A 17,168-nucleotide genomic window follows, 5' to 3' on the forward strand; every position below is an offset into this window, starting at 1 on the left:
GATCTTCCTTACTTCCCTTTCAACTGCGCTATCGCAAACTTATAAAAGGCCAAAGCATCCTCTCCACTGGAGAACCCCGCTTGGGCTAACTTATCACTGCCGCCGCCTTTGCCGTTGTAGTTTCCTAGATGAGCTTTGAAAAAAGCTCCACATGCTTGTGCATAGTGGCCGTTGTGTGCAAAAACGACTTTGTTCTCAGAAGTACTCAGGAGCACAATTGGTAAATCTGTCTTTGACGCAACCTTCGTTGCTACACTCTGCATGTCCTTTAATGATTTATCGTCGAATTGGTATGCAATGACATCCTGACTTTCTAACAACTCCTGAGCCAAGTACTCATCTAGTTTCTCTTTAAGCCCCGCTAACTCAGTTTGAACAAGCTTGTGCTCCTGTTCCCACTTCTCAATGCGATCCATGATTTCATCTTTGCCCGTATTAAATTTGCCAGACAAAGCCCCAAGAATTTTTACATTCTCGTTAAACTCAGCCAACGCACGAAAACCACAGAGGAAATAAATGCGGGTGTTTCCCTTTTGTTTCTCTGTTTTCAAAAGCTTAATGATCCCGATTTCGCCCGTTGACGAAACATGTGTACCTCCGCAAGCGTTATACTCCACGCCTTTGATTTCAACAATCCGAATGTCCTTCGTCACTTTAGGTTGTTTGACAAGCGGCAGTTGCGCTAACTCCTCTGGCGATACGAAATAGCTGCTAATTAAGCGATTCTCGTAAATCTTACGATTCACCTCGATCTCAATCGCTGCTAACTTACTAGGTTCAAGATCCAGCGTCTCTACATCGATCGTGCAATAATCCGTACCCAAATGAAAACTCACTGTGTTAGCCTCAAACAGATCTCGGCATACGGCGGAAAGTAAATGCTGACCACTATGTTGCTGCATATGATCGAATCGAATTTGCCAGTTTATTTGGCAAGACGCGCTAGTTCCATCTGGCATCCTCGCAAGCTTATGTAGGACCTCATCCTCCTCCAGAAGAACATCCAAGACAGCAATACCGTTAATTTCACCGGCATCACAAGGCTGTCCACCTCCATGCGGATAAAACGCTGTCTCCTCCAGGAGGACATAGAGACCGTCTTCTCTTTCGATCTTCTGGCTGATCGTAGTTTGCCATTCCTGCTGATAGGCAGAAGCGTAGTATAGCTTTTTCGTCATGATGTTCGTTTTCCTCTCCGATTATTAATATCTAAGGATAAATCTTCTCCCCATTTTCAAGCATCAAAATAAACTCCTGAATCCGCTTCACACGCGTTTCTTGCTTCTTGGCAGTATGAATTCGGAACGTGATGGCATATTTATTTTGCCGATCCAGCGTATCATAGAAGGCCTTCGCCTCGCTATTCCTCTCCAATTGTAAAGCAAAATCCTCTGGGATCGTGGCATGACTCTGCGGTTCATATGCTTTCTCCCACTGCCCATTCTTCTTAGCAGCCTCAATCGCCTTCATGCCGGAAGGTTTCATTCGCCCATTAGCAATCAGAGTCTCTGCTTTATCTTTATTTACTTTGGACCAGATGCTTCTAACACCCCGAGGCGTAAAACGTTGAAGCCACATTTGCTCGTCCGCTTTTTCTTTCTGGCTATCAATCCACCCATAACACAACGCGCTCTCGAGAGCCTGATCGTAAGAAACCGTCTTGATACGAGCACCTTTCTTTGCGATTTGCAAACGGATGCCAGGAGAAGTGTTATGATTTATCGCAAGCCACTGTTCAAAAGCAAGTTGATCTTCAAAATGCAGCTGTTGTAATTCGTTTTTACTATTCAAAAGTTTCGCCCCCTAGTTGTTCAATCAAACCAACACATAACCAAATCTATACGCTTTCATTATACCTTCATCTCATCCTCTTCACCTAGGAATCCCAAGATTTCAAGTGCCATTTTCAAAATCCCACGATTATTCTCATAACCATTCAGATTGTGTTCTGCCCAGGCATCCGTCGCATCATGCCACTTGACTCCCCGAATTTCCTCCGTTTGCGCTTTGAGTTCACCACTAAGCGCTTCGACTAAATAATAATGAGTTTCCTTCTCCACTTGTCCATGCTCGGTGTGCTCGAACTGATAATAATTGATGATAAGCGGCTGTATGATCTTGCCATCAATATTGGTTTCCTCTTTTATTTCTCGAAGCGCCGCTTGCTCTATCGTCTCCCCAGCCTCCATGCGACCTTTCGCAAAAGCCAGTTTCCGATAGCGATCCTCGATTAGTAATATTTGAATTTCATCGCCAATTTGTCGGTAAACGACTCCGCCTGCTGAGAATTCTTTTTTCATATGTTCACTTACCTCCAATCGAACGAAGCTCACCCCTTCTATTTTACAAATAGTACCAACAAAAAAGCAACCAAAGCGAGTAGCTTCAGTTGCTCGTATGTCATTATTTCGTTTCTTGCAGCCATAAAATGCTTGTAACACCGCGCGGGTAGTACTTGCTACCTGTAATCTCACCGGAAATGATTTGATCACTCCAGCTCCAAATAGACAAGGTTGGGTGCGTCAACCAAGCAACATGGGCCGCATCCGCTGCTGCTCCCGTTTCCTCCCAAGCTAGATCCAAGATTTCACGTGCGACGAATTGGCACAAGTAGATTTTGCTTAACCAGGAGTTATTACTCGTCGAGGAAAGCTTCCAACCACCATCCGTGAATAGGCAGGTACCTTCAACAAGTACAACGTCCAGATGCTTTTTCAAAGCTTCGATATAAAAGCCGTAACGACCATTCACATCTAATGCAGACTTATTGCCTGTGAAGTAAGGAAAAACTAAGCCTTCGATCGCTGGAATGATTTTGGAATCATTGCCTTCACCGACTACAGCTGGTATATAACCTTCTTCAGTAACGAATGACGTTACTGTTTGTGCACATTTTAGAGCCTGCTCACTTGCGATCAGAGCTAGATCTTCTCTACCATTTTGAGCAAAAATAGTTTCCATCGCCACGTAAGCTGCCCAACATTTGCCTGCCATATAAATATTGTTACGCGATTGTCCCAGCGAGACATCTAAACTGTCATACGTCGTGATTTCTGCTCCACCCATAGTACGCGTGCTGTCCAAAGACATAATGCCATTGCGCAATTCTGGATTCGGATGATCGCGATGGAGCATACTCGTTAAACATTTTTCGAAAATTGTGAGATTTGCTTGCAGCCATGTTTGATCATCGGTATGAGCCACATAAGTAGCTCCACATAGTGTCCAATTCACCAACTGCTCATGTGTCATATGGGAAAAACAGTCATCCAAACCATATAGCTCATAAGCGGAGTACCCTGGGCGAGAAAGTGTATTCGCTACGCCCATATCATGCGTAAACGAGATGCCACCCGGGTATTCCGTCGGATCACCTGGGAAACTAACCATGTCTTCATAACTATACCGTTTCACGAACATATCCAGCTCATTGCGAACCGTCCATGGATTCACAGCCAGCTCATAAAATAACTGATCAACTGTCAAATCGAACGTGTTCATCATCCGATATTCGCCTTCATTAACGATCCAGAATGGCTCATCATCCATATCCAGAAGCTGTGTATTTCCGTTATAGCTGCGGATTGCATGGGCAAGCATAAACTTCTGATCAGCTGACAAACGTGAATTTTCGATGTTAGCGTCTGCGCTTTGGGCTAATGCTGTTAGCTTATCGAAATTACCTAATGCGTAATCAGCAACGGCTTCAATATTTTGAAATAAACGTGTGTAGGTGTAGGAGGCGTCACGACCCGCAGTAACAATGCCTCCGCGATGGAAACAAATTGCGAATTCATAGGTACGTTTCTCACCAGCAGGCGTATCAGCGAATAAAGCGCCAACAGTACCGAGACCGAAGGTCAAGTTTTCAACAATTTTCATTTTCAAAATATCTTCGATACTAAAGTAGAGACCTGAACGTACTTCAGGATCTTTGGAAACAATCGCCGTAATTCGGCCTTGACCTATTCCCGCGGCGCCTTCCATCGTATCATCCAACCTGCGCATTGCGCTGTATGGATCTGTTCCTTGATACCCGAAGAATACTCGTCTAGATGCCGTACCTTTGGTATTATCCACAGTAATCTTAGCAAGAACAGCTGGGACAAGCGCTAAACGTAACTCCTCATCACTTGCTGTTGTCGGATCTGGTACAGACTGCGTAGGAGAAATAAGACTGAATTCCAAATCGCCAGCTTTCCACGTATCTGTGCTGACTTTGAAGTCTCGTTGAATCTCTTCCTGTGCAAAAGGGAAAACGGTTTTCTTCTTTTTCGGTTTTGGATCCGGATTCTCGATATCATATCGAAGACTTTCGTCCTCACTTACATACTCGAAGAAAGGCAGTGCGTCATAAGTGCCGCCTTGGATCGTTTCGAGCCCAATATATATATTTTGCTTTGGCGGACGTGCTTGTTCGAGATCGAAGCCTCCGCTTTTGCCTGGAAATCCAAGAGTAAAGCTTGCAAATGCGCCGATTGGCGAATGGTGTGCGTTGAAAAATTGATTCTTCATATCAGGATGATGCTCCTCTCAGTCATTTGCCCTTATTATACAATGATCGAAATCCTTAACCCATGGGCAATACAATCCTTCATTTGGACAAAAGAAACATTTGATTCCATCCTATTTAAGTGAGATAGTTATCGTATCCCGTACTTAAAAACCTTTTCCAAAGGAGTCAATATAGATGAAAGTCTTTAAACAAGAATCCTTACCCGCTGGTCTCGATAATGTCGTTCATGGCGGCATGCTGCCTGATGTGCAGGCATCTTTCCGAATTTTTGCCGCGCATCTTCGCAAGGTTAACGCGCAGTGGTCATTCCCTGAGCATCAACATCCGATGTTTGAGCTGAATCTTGTCGTAGAAGGCTCTCAACGCATGCGTGTTGGCGACAAGCATTTTGTACAACAGCACGGCGATTTGGTTTGGATACTTCCGAATGAAGTGCATGCAAGCTTGGGTGCAGTCGATGGCAATATGATGGAGTACGTGTGTGTACATTTAGAGGTAACTGATCCTTGGTTTCGTCAGCAATTAAGCCAAATTGGGCAAATCGTCCACCCGACTGGGAGCAAAATGGAGAGTTTACTCCGCCCCATACTTATGGATCTCGCCCAAATAGCCAGAGAAAACACCGCTAGTGGGCTGAGTCTAAAGCTGCAAACGATGCATGCTTCATTTCGTATTTTCACCGCGTTAAGCGAGGTGTTACTCGATGAGGCTGTCGTTTCTAATCAGCAAACAGGCGATTCGGGCTTAGCTGCGAAGCTAGCCGCATTAATTGAGCATCAAGCATCTACGCTACTAAAAGGGCAGGAACCGTTCCGAATAACGCACATTGCCAAGCAGCTCGGCTATAGCCCCGCACATTGTAATCGGGTTTTTCACAAAGCTTATGGCGTCTCGCCACGTCATTATTTAAGCACAGTTAAGCTGCGTCAAGCCAAGCTCATGCTTATGGACCCCTCGCATTCTATCGAGTATATCGCCGAACAACTGGGATACAAGGATTTGTCGCAATTCAGCAAACAATTCAAACGATGGACGAATTTATCCCCTACCGCTTATAGACATCTTTCTTGGTGAAAATACGTTGGGTATTTCTGAAAATACCATAAGTCTTACTATCTTATCCTGTCCTATACTCGTAGATATGTCTTTGGACTATGGATAAGGAGCAAGGTCGATGAAATTACGAGGTTATAAATCCCTGTGGGAATGGAACGGGTTGTGGGAAGGGAAATTACAGCAAATCGCAGAGGCCGGTTATTACGGAGTCGAGTACACGCCGCCTTCCGACGCTAAGGATGATTGTCAGTTTCGACAAGATTTGGACGACATGAACTTGTCGTTCATAGCACAAGTGGTGACACGGGGTCCGAATCACATTCAATCTTTCCGTGAGCAGGTGCTTCGCGCAGCTGAGCTGCGTCCTGATCTGATCAATTCGCACAGCGCAGCCGATCGGATGACTGCCGATGAGCAGCTGCGGTTCTTCGAAGCGGCGCTGCGTGTAGAGCAAGAGATCGGGATACCGACCGCGCATGAGACGCATCGCGGGAGAGCTTTTTTCACGCCGTGGCAAACGGCGGCCGTGTTGAAGCAGCTGCCGGAGCTTACAGTCGGCGCTGATTTCAGCCATTGGTGCGCAGCCTGCGAAAGCATGCCGAGTCCGGAGGATGCGGACGTTCAGCTGAGCTTAGCGCGCGCCATCCACATTCACGGGCGCGTCGGCTACCCGGAAGGTCCGCAGGTGTCGGACCCGCGGGCACCAGAATTTGCCGCGCATGTGGAAACCTTCCTCGGCTTATGGCTGACGATCTGTCAGCACCGATTCGAAACCGGAGCGGATACGATGACCTTCACGCCGGAATTCGGACCGCCGCCGTATATGCCGGTGTTGCCTTTTACACAGCAACCTGTTTCAGACTTGTGGGAAGTAAATTTGTGGATGTTTCAGACGTTTAAGAAGCGATTTGAAGCGATGTTTCATTGAAAAAACGGAAGCTTATGATGGAAAGATGCGTCATGGGCTTCCGTTTTTTTTGATTTATTTATTTAAATTTAGCTTTACACTTATTTTCTTTGCTTCTTCTGTCACTAGTTGAACTGAGTAGCTCCCCTTCTCTCCATCAAACTCGATGAGTCCACTATTGGCTGGCGAGATAATCTTCTCCCATTGCACCAGATTCTTATTCACTACTTGGAGGGTAACAGTCCCGGATCCGACCGTTGATTCATAAGGGATACTAACTTTTTCAGCGGTTTTAATCGTAAAATTCTCAACCGCATACGTACCTTTCAAAGACCCGATAGTCAGTTTAACGTTACCATTCACATTTGATTTACTAGTAAAAGTCGATACATTATGGCTAGTTACCACCATGTCTCCGCCGAATGCTACAATTAGCTTAATCGCAATCACAGCAATAAGGAAGATAGCAAAACTAAGAATGACTCGTTTTAATCTTTTGTTGATCACTTGGTTGAACCTCTCAATCAATTTAAATCTAGCATTCTAATCGTAACGGAACCAGGAGACGCTATTTGCAGCAAAACGAGCTATAATGGCATCCAAAGGGAACGTCAGTACGCTATTTACTCGAATACCACCATAAAACCACGAAAACGAAGAAATAGCGCACTCACGTTCCGTTAGCTGCCAAAACTAGCATTTTACTTAGAAATAGTGTACCTACGTTCCCTAACTACTCAAATTAGGTATCCCCATGTTTGTTCGATCGCAACTTTTATTTATCGTTGAAACTAAATCGTCAAGTGTTCCGATGATTTTATGTACCTCTGGCAGTTGATAAAACGTACTCGTTTTGTCAATATCGTTCATCTCATCGTTAGCAGAATACATACAAATAGTCTTCCCAGCTCCTAATGCAAGTCCTAACTCGACATGGCTTCCCTTCCCAGCAGGCAGCATGATAATGAATATCTCAGCATGCAACACAGCTTCTTTCTCTCTCGCACCGATCTCCGCGAGCTCTTGAAGTGAATCGATACCTGTATGCGTCGTCCAATCGTATGTTTGGATATATCCGATAGCCATCAACTGCTGAGCGACATTTCGAACATTATCGATGTTATTGAAACTGGATGCAATGTAGAATCTCATTTGGCTTTCCTCCGTTTTTCGCACCTTTTGTTTCCCCTTTTGTTGCTTCTTCCTCCTACCTCCTTCTATTGCTCCTTTACATATTTCTCAGCTAACATCTTCAACTGCTCATTCCGATAGTTCAAAAATCGCATCATGTATCTTCTCAATACAACCCGCTCAACGATCCATCCGACCCACCCCAGCGGAGCCTCAAAACTTAACGTATCTTTCATCAAGGTTCTATCACCTAAATCAATGAATTCGTGTTCGTGCCTCATACTTTTGAAAGTACCCTGCAACATTTCATCAACAAAACGATAAGGTCGCACATAATTCGATATGAGTGACGTATGCTTTTGCCTAATTAAAAAATGTCTTGCCTCAAAAGTAACCGTATCCCCTTCACGAATCATGCCAGTTGTTGTTCCAGCTATCGCTCGTTCCTTGGTGTGTGGCCACACAGTCTGCGTATGGATATCAATATTCGTTGCCATATCAAAGCAAACATCAATGGATGCTTCAATTTCAATTTCAGTTAGTATTTTAATCATGATGGGCACCTCTTGGGAACTTAATTTCAAGTTTTTTAAATGATTCTAATTGGGTTCGGATCTGCGACGATACTATATAATTTATATAAATAATAAGCGTGTAAAATAAACAATAACCAGAAAAACACTCGTTTCTTGCGATATGCCCAAACATTTAAAAAACAGAATGCGATAGTAAGTATTGTTCCGACAATGAAATAGAAAATAACGAATGATTGGGTTGACTCTATGCCCATCTGACTAACTAATTTACCTACATATAAAGCCGTATCCGCAGTGAGGAAAATCCAATAAAGTAAAAACAAACAGATATAAAAGAAAACAGTAACTATCCAAAATGTCATTTTTTTTATTCTAGTCACTACGACACTACTCCTTTGTCTTTACCAAGTCACTGAGTTCCTCGTTTTCTCTAATCTTACTTAACACTCCAATCGTTTAATTGATTTCCAATTCGACACACACGACCTATCTCCTTCGACATCATGCAAAAAAAACAGCCTCCCAAGGGAGACTGCCACGATTCACATTTACCTTTTAATTACTTATAAATTCCTGAACCCACTCACCATTATAATAAGAAACACCTATTTGTGTGAAGTTCGGACTTAGAATGTTTTGACGGTGACCGGTACTGTTCATCCATGCTGTCATGACGGCTGCAGGGGATTGCTGACCCTTAGCGATATTTTCACCCGCGTAGGAATAATGAATGCCGTAGGAGCTCATCATATCAAAAGGTGACCCGTAAGTCGGCGATGTATGATCGAAATATCCGTTATTGTACATATCTTTCGCTTTATCCAGCGCCATCGCGGTAAGTGCGCTATTGCTGGTCAAAGGCTTCAATCCAGCCTTCGTTCTCTCCTGGTTTACTAAGGTAACCACTTGACTAGCAAAAGTGGATTGCGTTGGTGTCGGTGTAACTGTAGGTGCTGGCGTAACCTGTGGTTTCGTCACAACAGTTGTACCTGTGCTTCCAGGAATGTTGAGCTTCATGCCCGACCAAATCACGTTCGGATTGGCTACCTGTGGATTGGCATTAATCAGCGATGTAAGGCTGACGCCATATTTCTTAGAGATTAGCCACATGGTATCGTTGCCTACTACCGTGTGTGTTCCTGTTGCAGCAAATGCTGCGTTCGCCCCCATCAAGACAGTCAAACCTAATGCTCCTGTAACAATAAGCTTCTTGTAACGTTTCACTATAAACCTCTCCTTTTTGTGGCCTGCGAGGTTAGCTGTCGGATTCGGATCAAAGAGTAATCACCCGGCCGCGCATACCGCGACTTCACCCCAAAGATTGGTTCCCCCGTGCTTCAAAAAAGCTTCGGCCTTCTAAGTTTTGGATCCAGCTTGGATCTCAACGATTGTAACATGGGAAATCAATGAGATCATGACTCAAAATTTACCATCAGCAACACGATCTGGATATTCCCTCCTCCATTCATACAACTTTTCCCAGCATCCTGCGTCTAATTAGTAGCAATACTAACTTAGAAAAGGGTGATAGGTTTGAAGAAAATTGCCATAAAATGCTCGATTGTCATACTCGGATTGATGTGCGGGTTGTTACCGTTACTTCCAATGCAAGCTTCAGCAAGCGTATCTGTGAAGGCATCTCTACCCTATTTTCCAATTCAAATCAATGGTCAAGACATGGACATTGCCCATAGCCAATACCCGTTTCTGGTATATAAAGACATTACTTACCTACCCATGACGTGGAACAATTTCCAAACACTCGGCATTGAGTACAACTGGAGTGAATCCGATGGATTGCAGATTTGGTCAAATCGGAACTTTCCACCGTCAATTCGTCAAACCCCACTTGAACAGGATCTAACAACCAAAAGTCATGCAAACAGTTATTTAGTCCAAGTTTCCGATGTACCCATCACGATAAATCAAGTAGAAATCAATAATAAAACAGAGCCGTACCCTTTTCTAACGTATCAGGATGTGACTTATATGCCTTTGACTTGGCGATTTGTCCATGATCTTCTTCAGATAGACATCCAATGGAGTGATGATGAAGGGCTATCGCTTGTTGGCGGGCAAAATGCCATCTATTCCATTATAGGTGACGATGATCGTTCGCTATATTTCTACTCCCTGCTTTCCGCGGACCGTACAAAATCCATGCTTAAGATGGATAAAAGCAATTATCAAATCGAATGGAAAAACAATGAAGAACAAGATCAATTCGTCAAAAGCCTTTCTACATCTCCACATCCATTTGCTGGTAAACCGGTAGAGTTAGTGCGTAAAGATCGCGATTTGTACTATGGTAATGTAAAAGTACACACACTCACAGACTCCGATGTATGGGAATCGGCAGCCTGGGGAGCACCTGTCCATACGTACACCGCTTTTCCTGCTGGCGATCAACGAGTAATCTTATCCATTAATTTGACCTTGCCGATTGCCGCCATTGGTCCCAATTATGGTACGACGTATACATTTCTTATTCAAAATGGGAACGTGATACGACTCGAAGACTTCAATCAAAAGCTTGACCGCGTCATCCCGAACCCAGACGGTACTGTGTGGATTGCTTCTGCTAAATTACCTAGTCGAAATGGCTTTATTTCGGGTAGTGCCCGCGTTGGCTTGCTAGACCAAGAAGGAACTCTTCACATGGTAAATGAACGGCTTCATGAATTGGATGTCCATGCATTAGGTATTACAAACCTTTCATTATCCAATCCTGCCTCTACCAATGGAAGCCTCTATATCGTACTTAATGGCATTTCGAATAAGGATTATGCTGTGCAAGACACGGCTGGGCTGTACACACTGAATACGAAATTAGAAACAAAACGTTTATCCGACTATGTTTTTGGAGATTATTATTTGGATAAAAATAGAAACATTTTCATTAAACATCGTAACAACACAATTGAGAATCTAACTACTGGTGAGATGCGAACATGGTTTGATTATGACTTAGCTAAAATGAAATAAACTACACGTGTTAGTAAAAAGAAAGAGGCTAGTGGATATCCATCCATTAGCCTCTTTCAGATTTGTGCAATTCAGCAAAAATAAGCTTGAATACTCAAGCTTGTATATGTTCTATTTTAAAATTTGCCTACGGATAGCGCTTGATATTCCCACAACACATGCTGTACCTCTTTTAATCGTTCCTCATGGCATTGAATAATGACTACCAGCTCAGGTAATCGCTCTTTTTTCCGTATAACATGTTTAAGTAGCTTAGTTTGTATGATGCGTGTGAGCCAATACCCAATATTAAATCCGCAAATGGCGCAAATAACTCCCCAAATAATAGGCCCCAAATACAGAATGAAGCCGAAACTAATCCCTATGACAGAGAATGCCGTAGATGTTGCCATGCCAACCTCAAAGGCCAGCGTTTTCTTATTCGGATTTGAATTGTAATTATGATCGGGTATGTCCATATAGTTATCCATCATGACGGTCATGATTTCATTACGAGGTAGACCCATCTGTTCAAGTACAGCTAGTGCTTCCTCCACTTCAATCGAGTGCTCAAAAGTACTAATGATCAGCATGCGGGTCATCCTCCTTCTCAAACAAACGTAATGGAAAATGTGGATACTTTTCTGCTAAGTATTGCTTCTGCTCCAGAAGAAAAAGTCGATTATGATCTTGCGCTGTCATAAATGCGTCATACATAGCGCCCCCGAAGACTGACGGCATAAATAATAGCCAATGTGGATCTAGCAGTGCGGTCGATTTGGATAACTTACCCAGTATGAGATAAAGGGTGGCTTCATGTGATCGTGACATGGTCAGATAAATAAACCACCAGAATACCCCATAGAATCCTAATATAAGTCGGTTATTGTATAGCTGGCCGAGTCCAGGGAAAACAAAAGAACAGACCAAAGCTGCTCCAGGTCTCTTGAAGCTTATATTCGTAATCGTCCAAGGTTTAATTAAATTGGAAGTAATTCTTGCTCCTTCAAGCTTTGCCAGATGGTATTGCTTATTCGCATCGATCGCTTTGATATAACTATCCCATATCGCGAACAAGTAAACGATGGCATAGGCGAATGCCCATCTTGGCTCAATAACTTGTGCAGCCAATTCGAATTTCCCACTGAAGGAGTAATAGATCGCCTCATTGATTCTAGCAAGTGAATTGATAGCCACTTCCCATGCTGATAAAAGAAATCCGCGTATAAATTGATGGAGCAGGAAATGACCGAATCCTGGAAAGGATGCCGACCACCACGCTATTAACTTTGGATCCTGCCAGCGCAGGCTGCTTAAACCGTCCATACTTAATAACGCTTGCTGTCTTCGTGGGTGATGGCCTTGTAAAGAACTCAAGTTCGATTGATTCTCCTTGTCGATTGATATTTTTGATCAATCCAATGCTTTTTCAGCTGTATAAATACAAGAACACACAGTGTCTGTACGATGAGATAGACGCAAAAAGAGTAACTTAATTTCCAGTGTCGATACTGAAAAACATCAAAATAAACATTTAAAGATTCATAGGCTGTTCCTATTAATGAACAACATAAAATATAGACAGGAATCATCAACCCACGAATACGAAACCGCGTGTAATAATAAGCAAAAAAATAACCAAATACAGGATATAAACACCATGTTAGGGTATCTGCAAGATCGAAATTCGGATAAATATTCGTGTTATAGAGGTCAAACGGTGGTACGGCAATGATCGTATCCAAACTTTTGGCCGTATTCAGACTGAAAAGCATCATGATAATACTAACGGATTTAGGCATGTTACTTGGCAAAACCCACATGAAACCATAACTTAACACGAGACACACGAGTGTAAATAACGTATTGCGTTGCAATAATACATCAAGATGACTCAAATGGAATTCCTTCCTTTCGCATAACCAAACGATACAATAGTAGCGCAACTCCTGTACAAATAAGGAGCAAGATGCTTTCCAAACATGACCAAGATACTCTCCACTGTTCAGAGTACCGAACAATTCCTAAGTTTTGCATGCAAAATTTTAATACCATATGAAAGATTGAGAACATACAGATGGACAAAGTCTTGTACAATAATCCACGTATTTTTATAAACTGCTCCATGGCCCATATCACAATAATCGGCGTAATCACTTGTTGATATACGATTCTTAAGATGATATCCGGCAACCGAGGCGAAGGAATCAATAACTGATAATTCAAGGTGATAATCATAAAGTAGACACCGTGCAGTAAAAGTACAATTAACCAGCAAAAGATTGTTTCGAACAGTTGCAACTTTCGCTTTATAACGAAAAAAGTGATGATGGTCAGGATATAAAAAGTAATGAGTAGAATATTTCCCATGCTTGCAGCACCATTGTCCCCTTCATCAATACGCGTTTTTTACAAATATACCCAACTTCGCACACATTTAGTACTGAGCAGAAAAAGCACAACTTGCCACTAATCTTATTAGAAATAAAAACATGATATACTAGAACTTATTGTTTTCGTTGATCCGTATTAAGAGTTAGGAGTGATGACATATGTTTGACAATAAGGTTAGACTCGCTTTAGGTACGAACAATCAAGCAAAACGAGCTGCTGTAGTGGCGGCTACGGGGATAGAACCGATTTGTAACGCTGTCCCTTCTGGTGTTTCTGACCAGCCAATGACGGAAGATGAAACCATTATTGGTGCGATCACAAGGGCCAAAAATGTGCTTGCTGCAGTACCTGAAGCCGACTTTGGACTTGGACTCGAAGGTGGCCTTATGTATGACAGCATCCATACGATGCAGTGGTATCTCTTCTCCGTGTGTGCAGCTTGGGACGGGAATCGACTCTATGTCGGCAAAGGGCTTTATTTCCCCATCCCCCATGAAATTGGCGAGAAACTATTACAAGGTGGCACTGAGTTGCGTCACATCATAGATGAACTGAGCAGCACGATTGGGAGTAATCACAAAGAAGGTGCTTATGGTTTATTTACAAATGGTCGAATTACACGAAGTGATGTTTTTCGTGATGCGGTCATAGCAGCGCTAACACCTTTTCAATCCACGTTTTATAAGTAAAAATAGACGAAAAGTGAAAAAGGGCTGCCCGCAAGTAGATGATTCTACTAGCAGGTGCCCTCTTTGTCTCACTTATAAATCGGTGCAATGCGGTCAATCCGGTTCGTCCATATTCCACCGGAGTAGGAAGCTGGAAGCCGCTCCAAATCCACTGGTGTGTCAAACCCGGTTGAAAACTCCGTGCCGTTCCCACCAACCACGATCACTCGGGTATCCACTTTATCCATTCGGTTTAAAAACTTGTTCGGCCATCCCCACAAGAGCGGAGCCAATTTTTCCGGTATATGAATCTGAATATGCTCACAGGAGGTAGGTATGCTACCTGTCCATCCATATGCAAGGTACGGGAGTAGACAGCTTTTCATCGTCTCCACAGAAATGACTCTCATATCTGGCAGCTTTTCCTTCACAATAGATACAGGTAAATCGCCACCATATATGGTTAACTGGCTCCTCCGTTCGGGTGAAAGCTTAGCCAACATATCTGCTAATAAGTTGCCTTCCTTGCGATCGTCGGTTTTGATATGAATGAGGAGCATCTTGTCCGCAAACTGCGTGAGCACTTCATTGAAGGAGGGCATCAATCCAATGCCTTTTCCTCGAAAAGGGTACGACTTCCCATTATCAGCCGTGTACCCGTAACCTATATCCACCTTTTTCAGTTCAGCCATGGTGTAGTCTTTTGACTGCCCTTTGACATTCGTCCGACAGTCCAGCGTCCAATCATGAAATACGGCAAATTGGTCATCTTTGGTTATATGAATATCGAATTCAACCTCATCGGCCCCGGCATCAAATGCGGCTTGCATGGAAGGAATCGTGTTCTCTAGATACGGATGATCCGGCTCAAAGATTCGCTCAGCGGTACACGTATCGTTCTTCAAGTCCTCCGTGTGGAACGTTTGCGCGAGCCCACGATGAGCCATTAGAAATGGACTTCCAGTCCGTTCTTTGGCAAGTAATGATGTGTTATTCATATAGATGAATACAATGAGAATGAGCAAAACCCATACTAGCTTACTTTTGAATAGCTTTCGTAATCGCTTCATACGTCCTCCGTTGTAATAATGTCCGCTTGAAGGCAATCCTTAATTTCATCATCCAAACTGTTGATTGTGAGCAAGGCACTAGTCCGTTTAGCAACCAGCAATTCGACTGATTGATTGATATGAAATTGTTCATATTCTGTTGCTTTTACACGCACTTTCATTAACTTTCCATTTGGTTTTCGAATATGAATACGGTATTCTTCGATGAATTCTACTTTAGCCACTATTTTCTCCGCGTCTTTTTGGATGAGATCTATACTAATAATGACAGCTAGAATGAGAAAAAGACCCAGACAAAAACTGAAAATAACAATAAATCCAACAGGGCGATGGTCTCCAATATTAATGATGAGTTGTACCAAAGATAAGAAGAAAAAAATACAAACACTAGCAAGTTGAGATTTTAATGATCGTTCGTATAGTTTCACAGTTAGCCCCCCTCATAGGATGTATTCGTGAAAAGCTTCCAATTCCCTTTTTATGCGTCGTATAGAGCAATCAATCAAAAAAATAGCCCGCTAGAGCTTCTATAGCTCCAACGGGCAAGTATACATCTTAACATTAACGAGATTTCCTTTTTCGCTTATGGAATACAAACCAAGCGACTCCGATCGTTCCTGCCGCGAGCACAACGCTAAACAAAAGAATATAACTAAGATGAAATAGTTGCAACGGATCCCCTCCTCTGTCGGCCACGCTTATCTTTCCTTCTTCATTTAGTCTGAGTCACGCGATGCTAAACTATCCCCTATTCAAAGAAAAAAGACCCGCGCTTCGCACGGATCTCCTCTTAAATCTTCTTAACAAACTCCGACTTTAACTTCATTGCGCCGAAATCATCGATTTTACAATCAATATCATGATCGCCTTCGACTAAGCGAATGTTTTTCACTTTTGTACCAATTTTGATAACGGATGAAGTCCCTTTTACTTTCAAATCTTTGATGACCGTCACAGAATCACCATCTTTTAGCACATTACCATTCGCGTCTTTGACCACTTTCTGATCATCGCCGTTCTCCTCTTCACTAACTGATGACGACCACTCATGCGCACATTCGGGGCACACCAGTAAATTGCCATCTTCATACGTATAGGCAGATTGGCATTTTGGGCAATTAGGCAATTCTTCCATGCTGTCAATTCCTCCATTCAATAGTGCTAATAGTGCCACAAATGAGGAGAAATGACAAGGCTGTGACTGCCAAAACTATCTAATATCGACCAAAGGTAGAGCCCGTTTCCTCGCCTTCAAAGCCAAATAACAAGCCGTTAAAATCGCCCCTGATGTTCCACATATGATATCCGTCATCGTATCAAGTAGACTACCATTCTGTGAATTTAGACCGAAGAGATGGTCCGTCGCAAACTCATAAATCTCCCAAACTCCCGCCATGGCAATTGAAAAGAACAAGCACAGCCACACCGCGACATGTGATGAAGGTGGTTCCGTTCCCTCTGGATGAGCAGAGGCTTTAGTATAAATCAATAAACCGATGAAGCAAAGGATCACGCCGGAGAAGAGATGCTCAATTTTATCCAGATAAGGGATGACACCATAATAGCCGAATTCATTCGCAAGGAACATCGTGATAAAAATAAATAACAGCACACAGAAACGCAGCGAGGTAAACATGGTCGACCTCGTCCATTTAACTACGAGTCGGATGAGCAGAAGTACAGCCACAATAAGCACCGCTTGAAACATTTTTGCCCCGTTGCCTTTTACAAGAAAGTAGACAAAGCAACCTCCTGCCAGCACATACATCGCAAACTCAAAGAGATCATTCCACCGATCTTTGCCCTTCATCTGGTTCATCTCCCCTGTTGCTTATTGAGAAAAGGAAGCACTTTTTTCCGGTATTTTACCAATTACTTCATTATCCTATGCCTCTACGAGAACGAAATGAATGTCCGTTAATTAAT

General features: G+C 43.0%; 19 protein-coding genes and 1 riboswitch. Of the genes, 4 read left to right on the forward strand and 15 right to left on the reverse strand.

Annotated elements, in window-relative coordinates:
• Positions 1–8: 8 nt before the first annotated feature.
• The 4 genes from ACSQ8O_RS27580 to ACSQ8O_RS27595 all read right to left on the reverse strand — a co-directional run bounded on the left by ACSQ8O_RS27580 (position 9) and on the right by ACSQ8O_RS27595 (position 4,515).
• A complete protein-coding gene (locus ACSQ8O_RS27580; protein WP_436244291.1) occupies positions 9–1,178 on the reverse strand; it encodes an alanyl-tRNA editing protein in 1,170 nt (389 codons plus the stop codon).
• 31 nt (positions 1,179–1,209) lie between these two features.
• Entirely contained in the window at positions 1,210–1,791 is a 582-nt protein-coding gene (locus ACSQ8O_RS27585; RefSeq protein WP_436244292.1) for a YdeI/OmpD-associated family protein, read from the reverse strand.
• Positions 1,792–1,850: 59 nt separating this feature from the next.
• On the reverse strand, positions 1,851–2,300 hold the full coding sequence (locus tag ACSQ8O_RS27590) for an NUDIX hydrolase (protein ID WP_436244293.1): 450 nt from the start codon (positions 2,298–2,300) through the stop codon (positions 1,851–1,853).
• Between the two features lie 103 nt (positions 2,301–2,403).
• A complete protein-coding gene (locus ACSQ8O_RS27595; RefSeq protein ID WP_436244294.1) occupies positions 2,404–4,515 on the reverse strand; it encodes a glycoside hydrolase family 52 protein in 2,112 nt (703 codons plus the stop codon).
• A gap of 175 nt (positions 4,516–4,690) precedes the next feature.
• Between ACSQ8O_RS27595 and ACSQ8O_RS27600 the strand changes: the two genes are divergently transcribed.
• Both ACSQ8O_RS27600 and ACSQ8O_RS27605 read left to right on the forward strand, forming a co-directional pair.
• On the forward strand, positions 4,691–5,590 hold the full coding sequence (locus ACSQ8O_RS27600) for a helix-turn-helix domain-containing protein (protein WP_436244295.1): 900 nt from the start codon (positions 4,691–4,693) through the stop codon (positions 5,588–5,590).
• 100 nt (positions 5,591–5,690) lie between these two features.
• Positions 5,691–6,500, forward strand: coding sequence for a sugar phosphate isomerase/epimerase family protein (locus ACSQ8O_RS27605; RefSeq protein WP_436244296.1), 810 nt, complete (start codon positions 5,691–5,693; stop codon positions 6,498–6,500).
• 54 nt (positions 6,501–6,554) lie between these two features.
• Here ACSQ8O_RS27605 and ACSQ8O_RS27610 read toward each other — a convergent pair whose 3' ends face one another.
• The 4 genes from ACSQ8O_RS27610 to ACSQ8O_RS27625 form a co-directional block, all read right to left on the reverse strand.
• Positions 6,555–6,986, reverse strand: a complete 432-nt coding sequence (locus tag ACSQ8O_RS27610) for a hypothetical protein (protein ID WP_436244297.1) — start codon at positions 6,984–6,986, stop codon at positions 6,555–6,557.
• A 222-nt stretch (positions 6,987–7,208) separates the two neighbouring features.
• On the reverse strand, positions 7,209–7,655 hold the full coding sequence (locus tag ACSQ8O_RS27615; RefSeq protein ID WP_436244298.1) for a group-specific protein: 447 nt from the start codon (positions 7,653–7,655) through the stop codon (positions 7,209–7,211).
• 41 nt (positions 7,656–7,696) lie between these two features.
• Positions 7,697–8,164: an SRPBCC family protein gene (locus ACSQ8O_RS27620; protein WP_436244299.1), complete on the reverse strand. Its 468-nt coding sequence runs from the start codon at positions 8,162–8,164 to the stop codon at positions 7,697–7,699.
• Between the two features lie 537 nt (positions 8,165–8,701).
• Positions 8,702–9,370, reverse strand: coding sequence for a CAP domain-containing protein (locus tag ACSQ8O_RS27625; RefSeq protein WP_436244300.1), 669 nt, complete (start codon positions 9,368–9,370; stop codon positions 8,702–8,704).
• Positions 9,371–9,375: 5 nt separating this feature from the next.
• Positions 9,376–9,510, reverse strand: a riboswitch (cyclic di-AMP (ydaO/yuaA leader).
• Positions 9,511–9,751: 241 nt separating this feature from the next.
• Here ACSQ8O_RS27625 and ACSQ8O_RS27630 point away from each other — a divergent pair.
• The gene (locus ACSQ8O_RS27630) at positions 9,752–11,131 is read left to right on the forward strand and encodes a hypothetical protein (RefSeq protein ID WP_436244301.1); all 1,380 of its coding nucleotides are present in this window, start codon (positions 9,752–9,754) and stop codon (positions 11,129–11,131) included.
• A 116-nt stretch (positions 11,132–11,247) separates the two neighbouring features.
• Here the strand turns inward: ACSQ8O_RS27630 and ACSQ8O_RS27635 are convergent, their stop codons facing one another.
• From ACSQ8O_RS27635 to ACSQ8O_RS27645, 3 genes are read right to left on the reverse strand one after another with little or no spacing between them, the layout of a single operon-like run.
• A complete protein-coding gene (locus tag ACSQ8O_RS27635; protein ID WP_436244302.1) occupies positions 11,248–11,703 on the reverse strand; it encodes a hypothetical protein in 456 nt (151 codons plus the stop codon).
• A complete protein-coding gene (locus tag ACSQ8O_RS27640) occupies positions 11,690–12,487 on the reverse strand; it encodes a hypothetical protein (protein WP_436244303.1) in 798 nt (265 codons plus the stop codon). The genes ACSQ8O_RS27635 and ACSQ8O_RS27640 overlap by 14 nt, the downstream gene beginning before the upstream one ends.
• Complete coding sequence (locus ACSQ8O_RS27645; protein WP_436244304.1) at positions 12,484–13,008, reverse strand: hypothetical protein; 525 nt, start codon at positions 13,006–13,008, stop codon at positions 12,484–12,486. The genes ACSQ8O_RS27640 and ACSQ8O_RS27645 overlap by 4 nt, the downstream gene beginning before the upstream one ends.
• A gap of 654 nt (positions 13,009–13,662) precedes the next feature.
• Between ACSQ8O_RS27645 and ACSQ8O_RS27650 the strand changes: the two genes are divergently transcribed.
• Positions 13,663–14,193, forward strand: a complete 531-nt coding sequence (locus ACSQ8O_RS27650) for a DUF84 family protein (RefSeq protein ID WP_436244305.1) — start codon at positions 13,663–13,665, stop codon at positions 14,191–14,193.
• Positions 14,194–14,261: 68 nt separating this feature from the next.
• On the opposite strand, the gene ACSQ8O_RS27655 is transcribed toward ACSQ8O_RS27650, so the two are convergent.
• From ACSQ8O_RS27655 to ACSQ8O_RS27670, 4 genes are all read right to left on the reverse strand, one after another.
• Positions 14,262–15,242, reverse strand: coding sequence for a glycerophosphodiester phosphodiesterase family protein (locus ACSQ8O_RS27655; protein WP_436244306.1), 981 nt, complete (start codon positions 15,240–15,242; stop codon positions 14,262–14,264).
• A complete protein-coding gene (locus ACSQ8O_RS27660) occupies positions 15,239–15,670 on the reverse strand; it encodes a hypothetical protein (RefSeq protein WP_436244307.1) in 432 nt (143 codons plus the stop codon). The genes ACSQ8O_RS27655 and ACSQ8O_RS27660 overlap by 4 nt, the downstream gene beginning before the upstream one ends.
• 362 nt (positions 15,671–16,032) lie before the next feature.
• On the reverse strand, positions 16,033–16,377 hold the full coding sequence (locus ACSQ8O_RS27665) for a zinc ribbon domain-containing protein YjdM (RefSeq protein ID WP_436244308.1): 345 nt from the start codon (positions 16,375–16,377) through the stop codon (positions 16,033–16,035).
• A 75-nt stretch (positions 16,378–16,452) separates the two neighbouring features.
• Positions 16,453–17,061: a hypothetical protein gene (locus ACSQ8O_RS27670; protein WP_436244309.1), complete on the reverse strand. Its 609-nt coding sequence runs from the start codon at positions 17,059–17,061 to the stop codon at positions 16,453–16,455.
• Positions 17,062–17,168 lie beyond the last annotated feature (107 nt).

Origin of the sequence: Paenibacillus sp. LjRoot56, from assembly GCF_964253335.1 — a bacterium.
GTDB classification, from domain to species: Bacteria; Bacillota; Bacilli; order Paenibacillales; family NBRC-103111; genus Paenibacillus_E; species Paenibacillus_E allorhizoplanae.

Bases quoted from the DNA above. Each gene is read 5' to 3' on its own strand.
- ACSQ8O_RS27605 (WP_436244296.1), top strand. From the start codon at position 5,691: ATGAAATTACGAGGTTATAAATCCCTGTGGGAATGGAACGGGTTGTGG.
- ACSQ8O_RS27635 (WP_436244302.1), bottom strand. From the start codon at position 11,703: ATGCTGATCATTAGTACTTTTGAGCACTCGATTGAAGTGGAGGAAGCA.
- ACSQ8O_RS27630 (WP_436244301.1), top strand. From the start codon at position 9,752: ATGCAAGCTTCAGCAAGCGTATCTGTGAAGGCATCTCTACCCTATTTT.
- ACSQ8O_RS27580 (WP_436244291.1), bottom strand. From the start codon at position 1,178: ATGACGAAAAAGCTATACTACGCTTCTGCCTATCAGCAGGAATGGCAA.
- ACSQ8O_RS27655 (WP_436244306.1), bottom strand. From the start codon at position 15,242: ATGAAGCGATTACGAAAGCTATTCAAAAGTAAGCTAGTATGGGTTTTG.
- ACSQ8O_RS27670 (WP_436244309.1), bottom strand. From the start codon at position 17,061: ATGAACCAGATGAAGGGCAAAGATCGGTGGAATGATCTCTTTGAGTTT.
- ACSQ8O_RS27590 (WP_436244293.1), bottom strand. From the start codon at position 2,300: ATGAAAAAAGAATTCTCAGCAGGCGGAGTCGTTTACCGACAAATTGGC.
- ACSQ8O_RS27665 (WP_436244308.1), bottom strand. From the start codon at position 16,377: ATGGAAGAATTGCCTAATTGCCCAAAATGCCAATCTGCCTATACGTAT.
- ACSQ8O_RS27650 (WP_436244305.1), top strand. From the start codon at position 13,663: ATGTTTGACAATAAGGTTAGACTCGCTTTAGGTACGAACAATCAAGCA.
- ACSQ8O_RS27620 (WP_436244299.1), bottom strand. From the start codon at position 8,164: ATGATTAAAATACTAACTGAAATTGAAATTGAAGCATCCATTGATGTT.
- ACSQ8O_RS27595 (WP_436244294.1), bottom strand. From the start codon at position 4,515: ATGAAGAATCAATTTTTCAACGCACACCATTCGCCAATCGGCGCATTT.
- ACSQ8O_RS27600 (WP_436244295.1), top strand. From the start codon at position 4,691: ATGAAAGTCTTTAAACAAGAATCCTTACCCGCTGGTCTCGATAATGTC.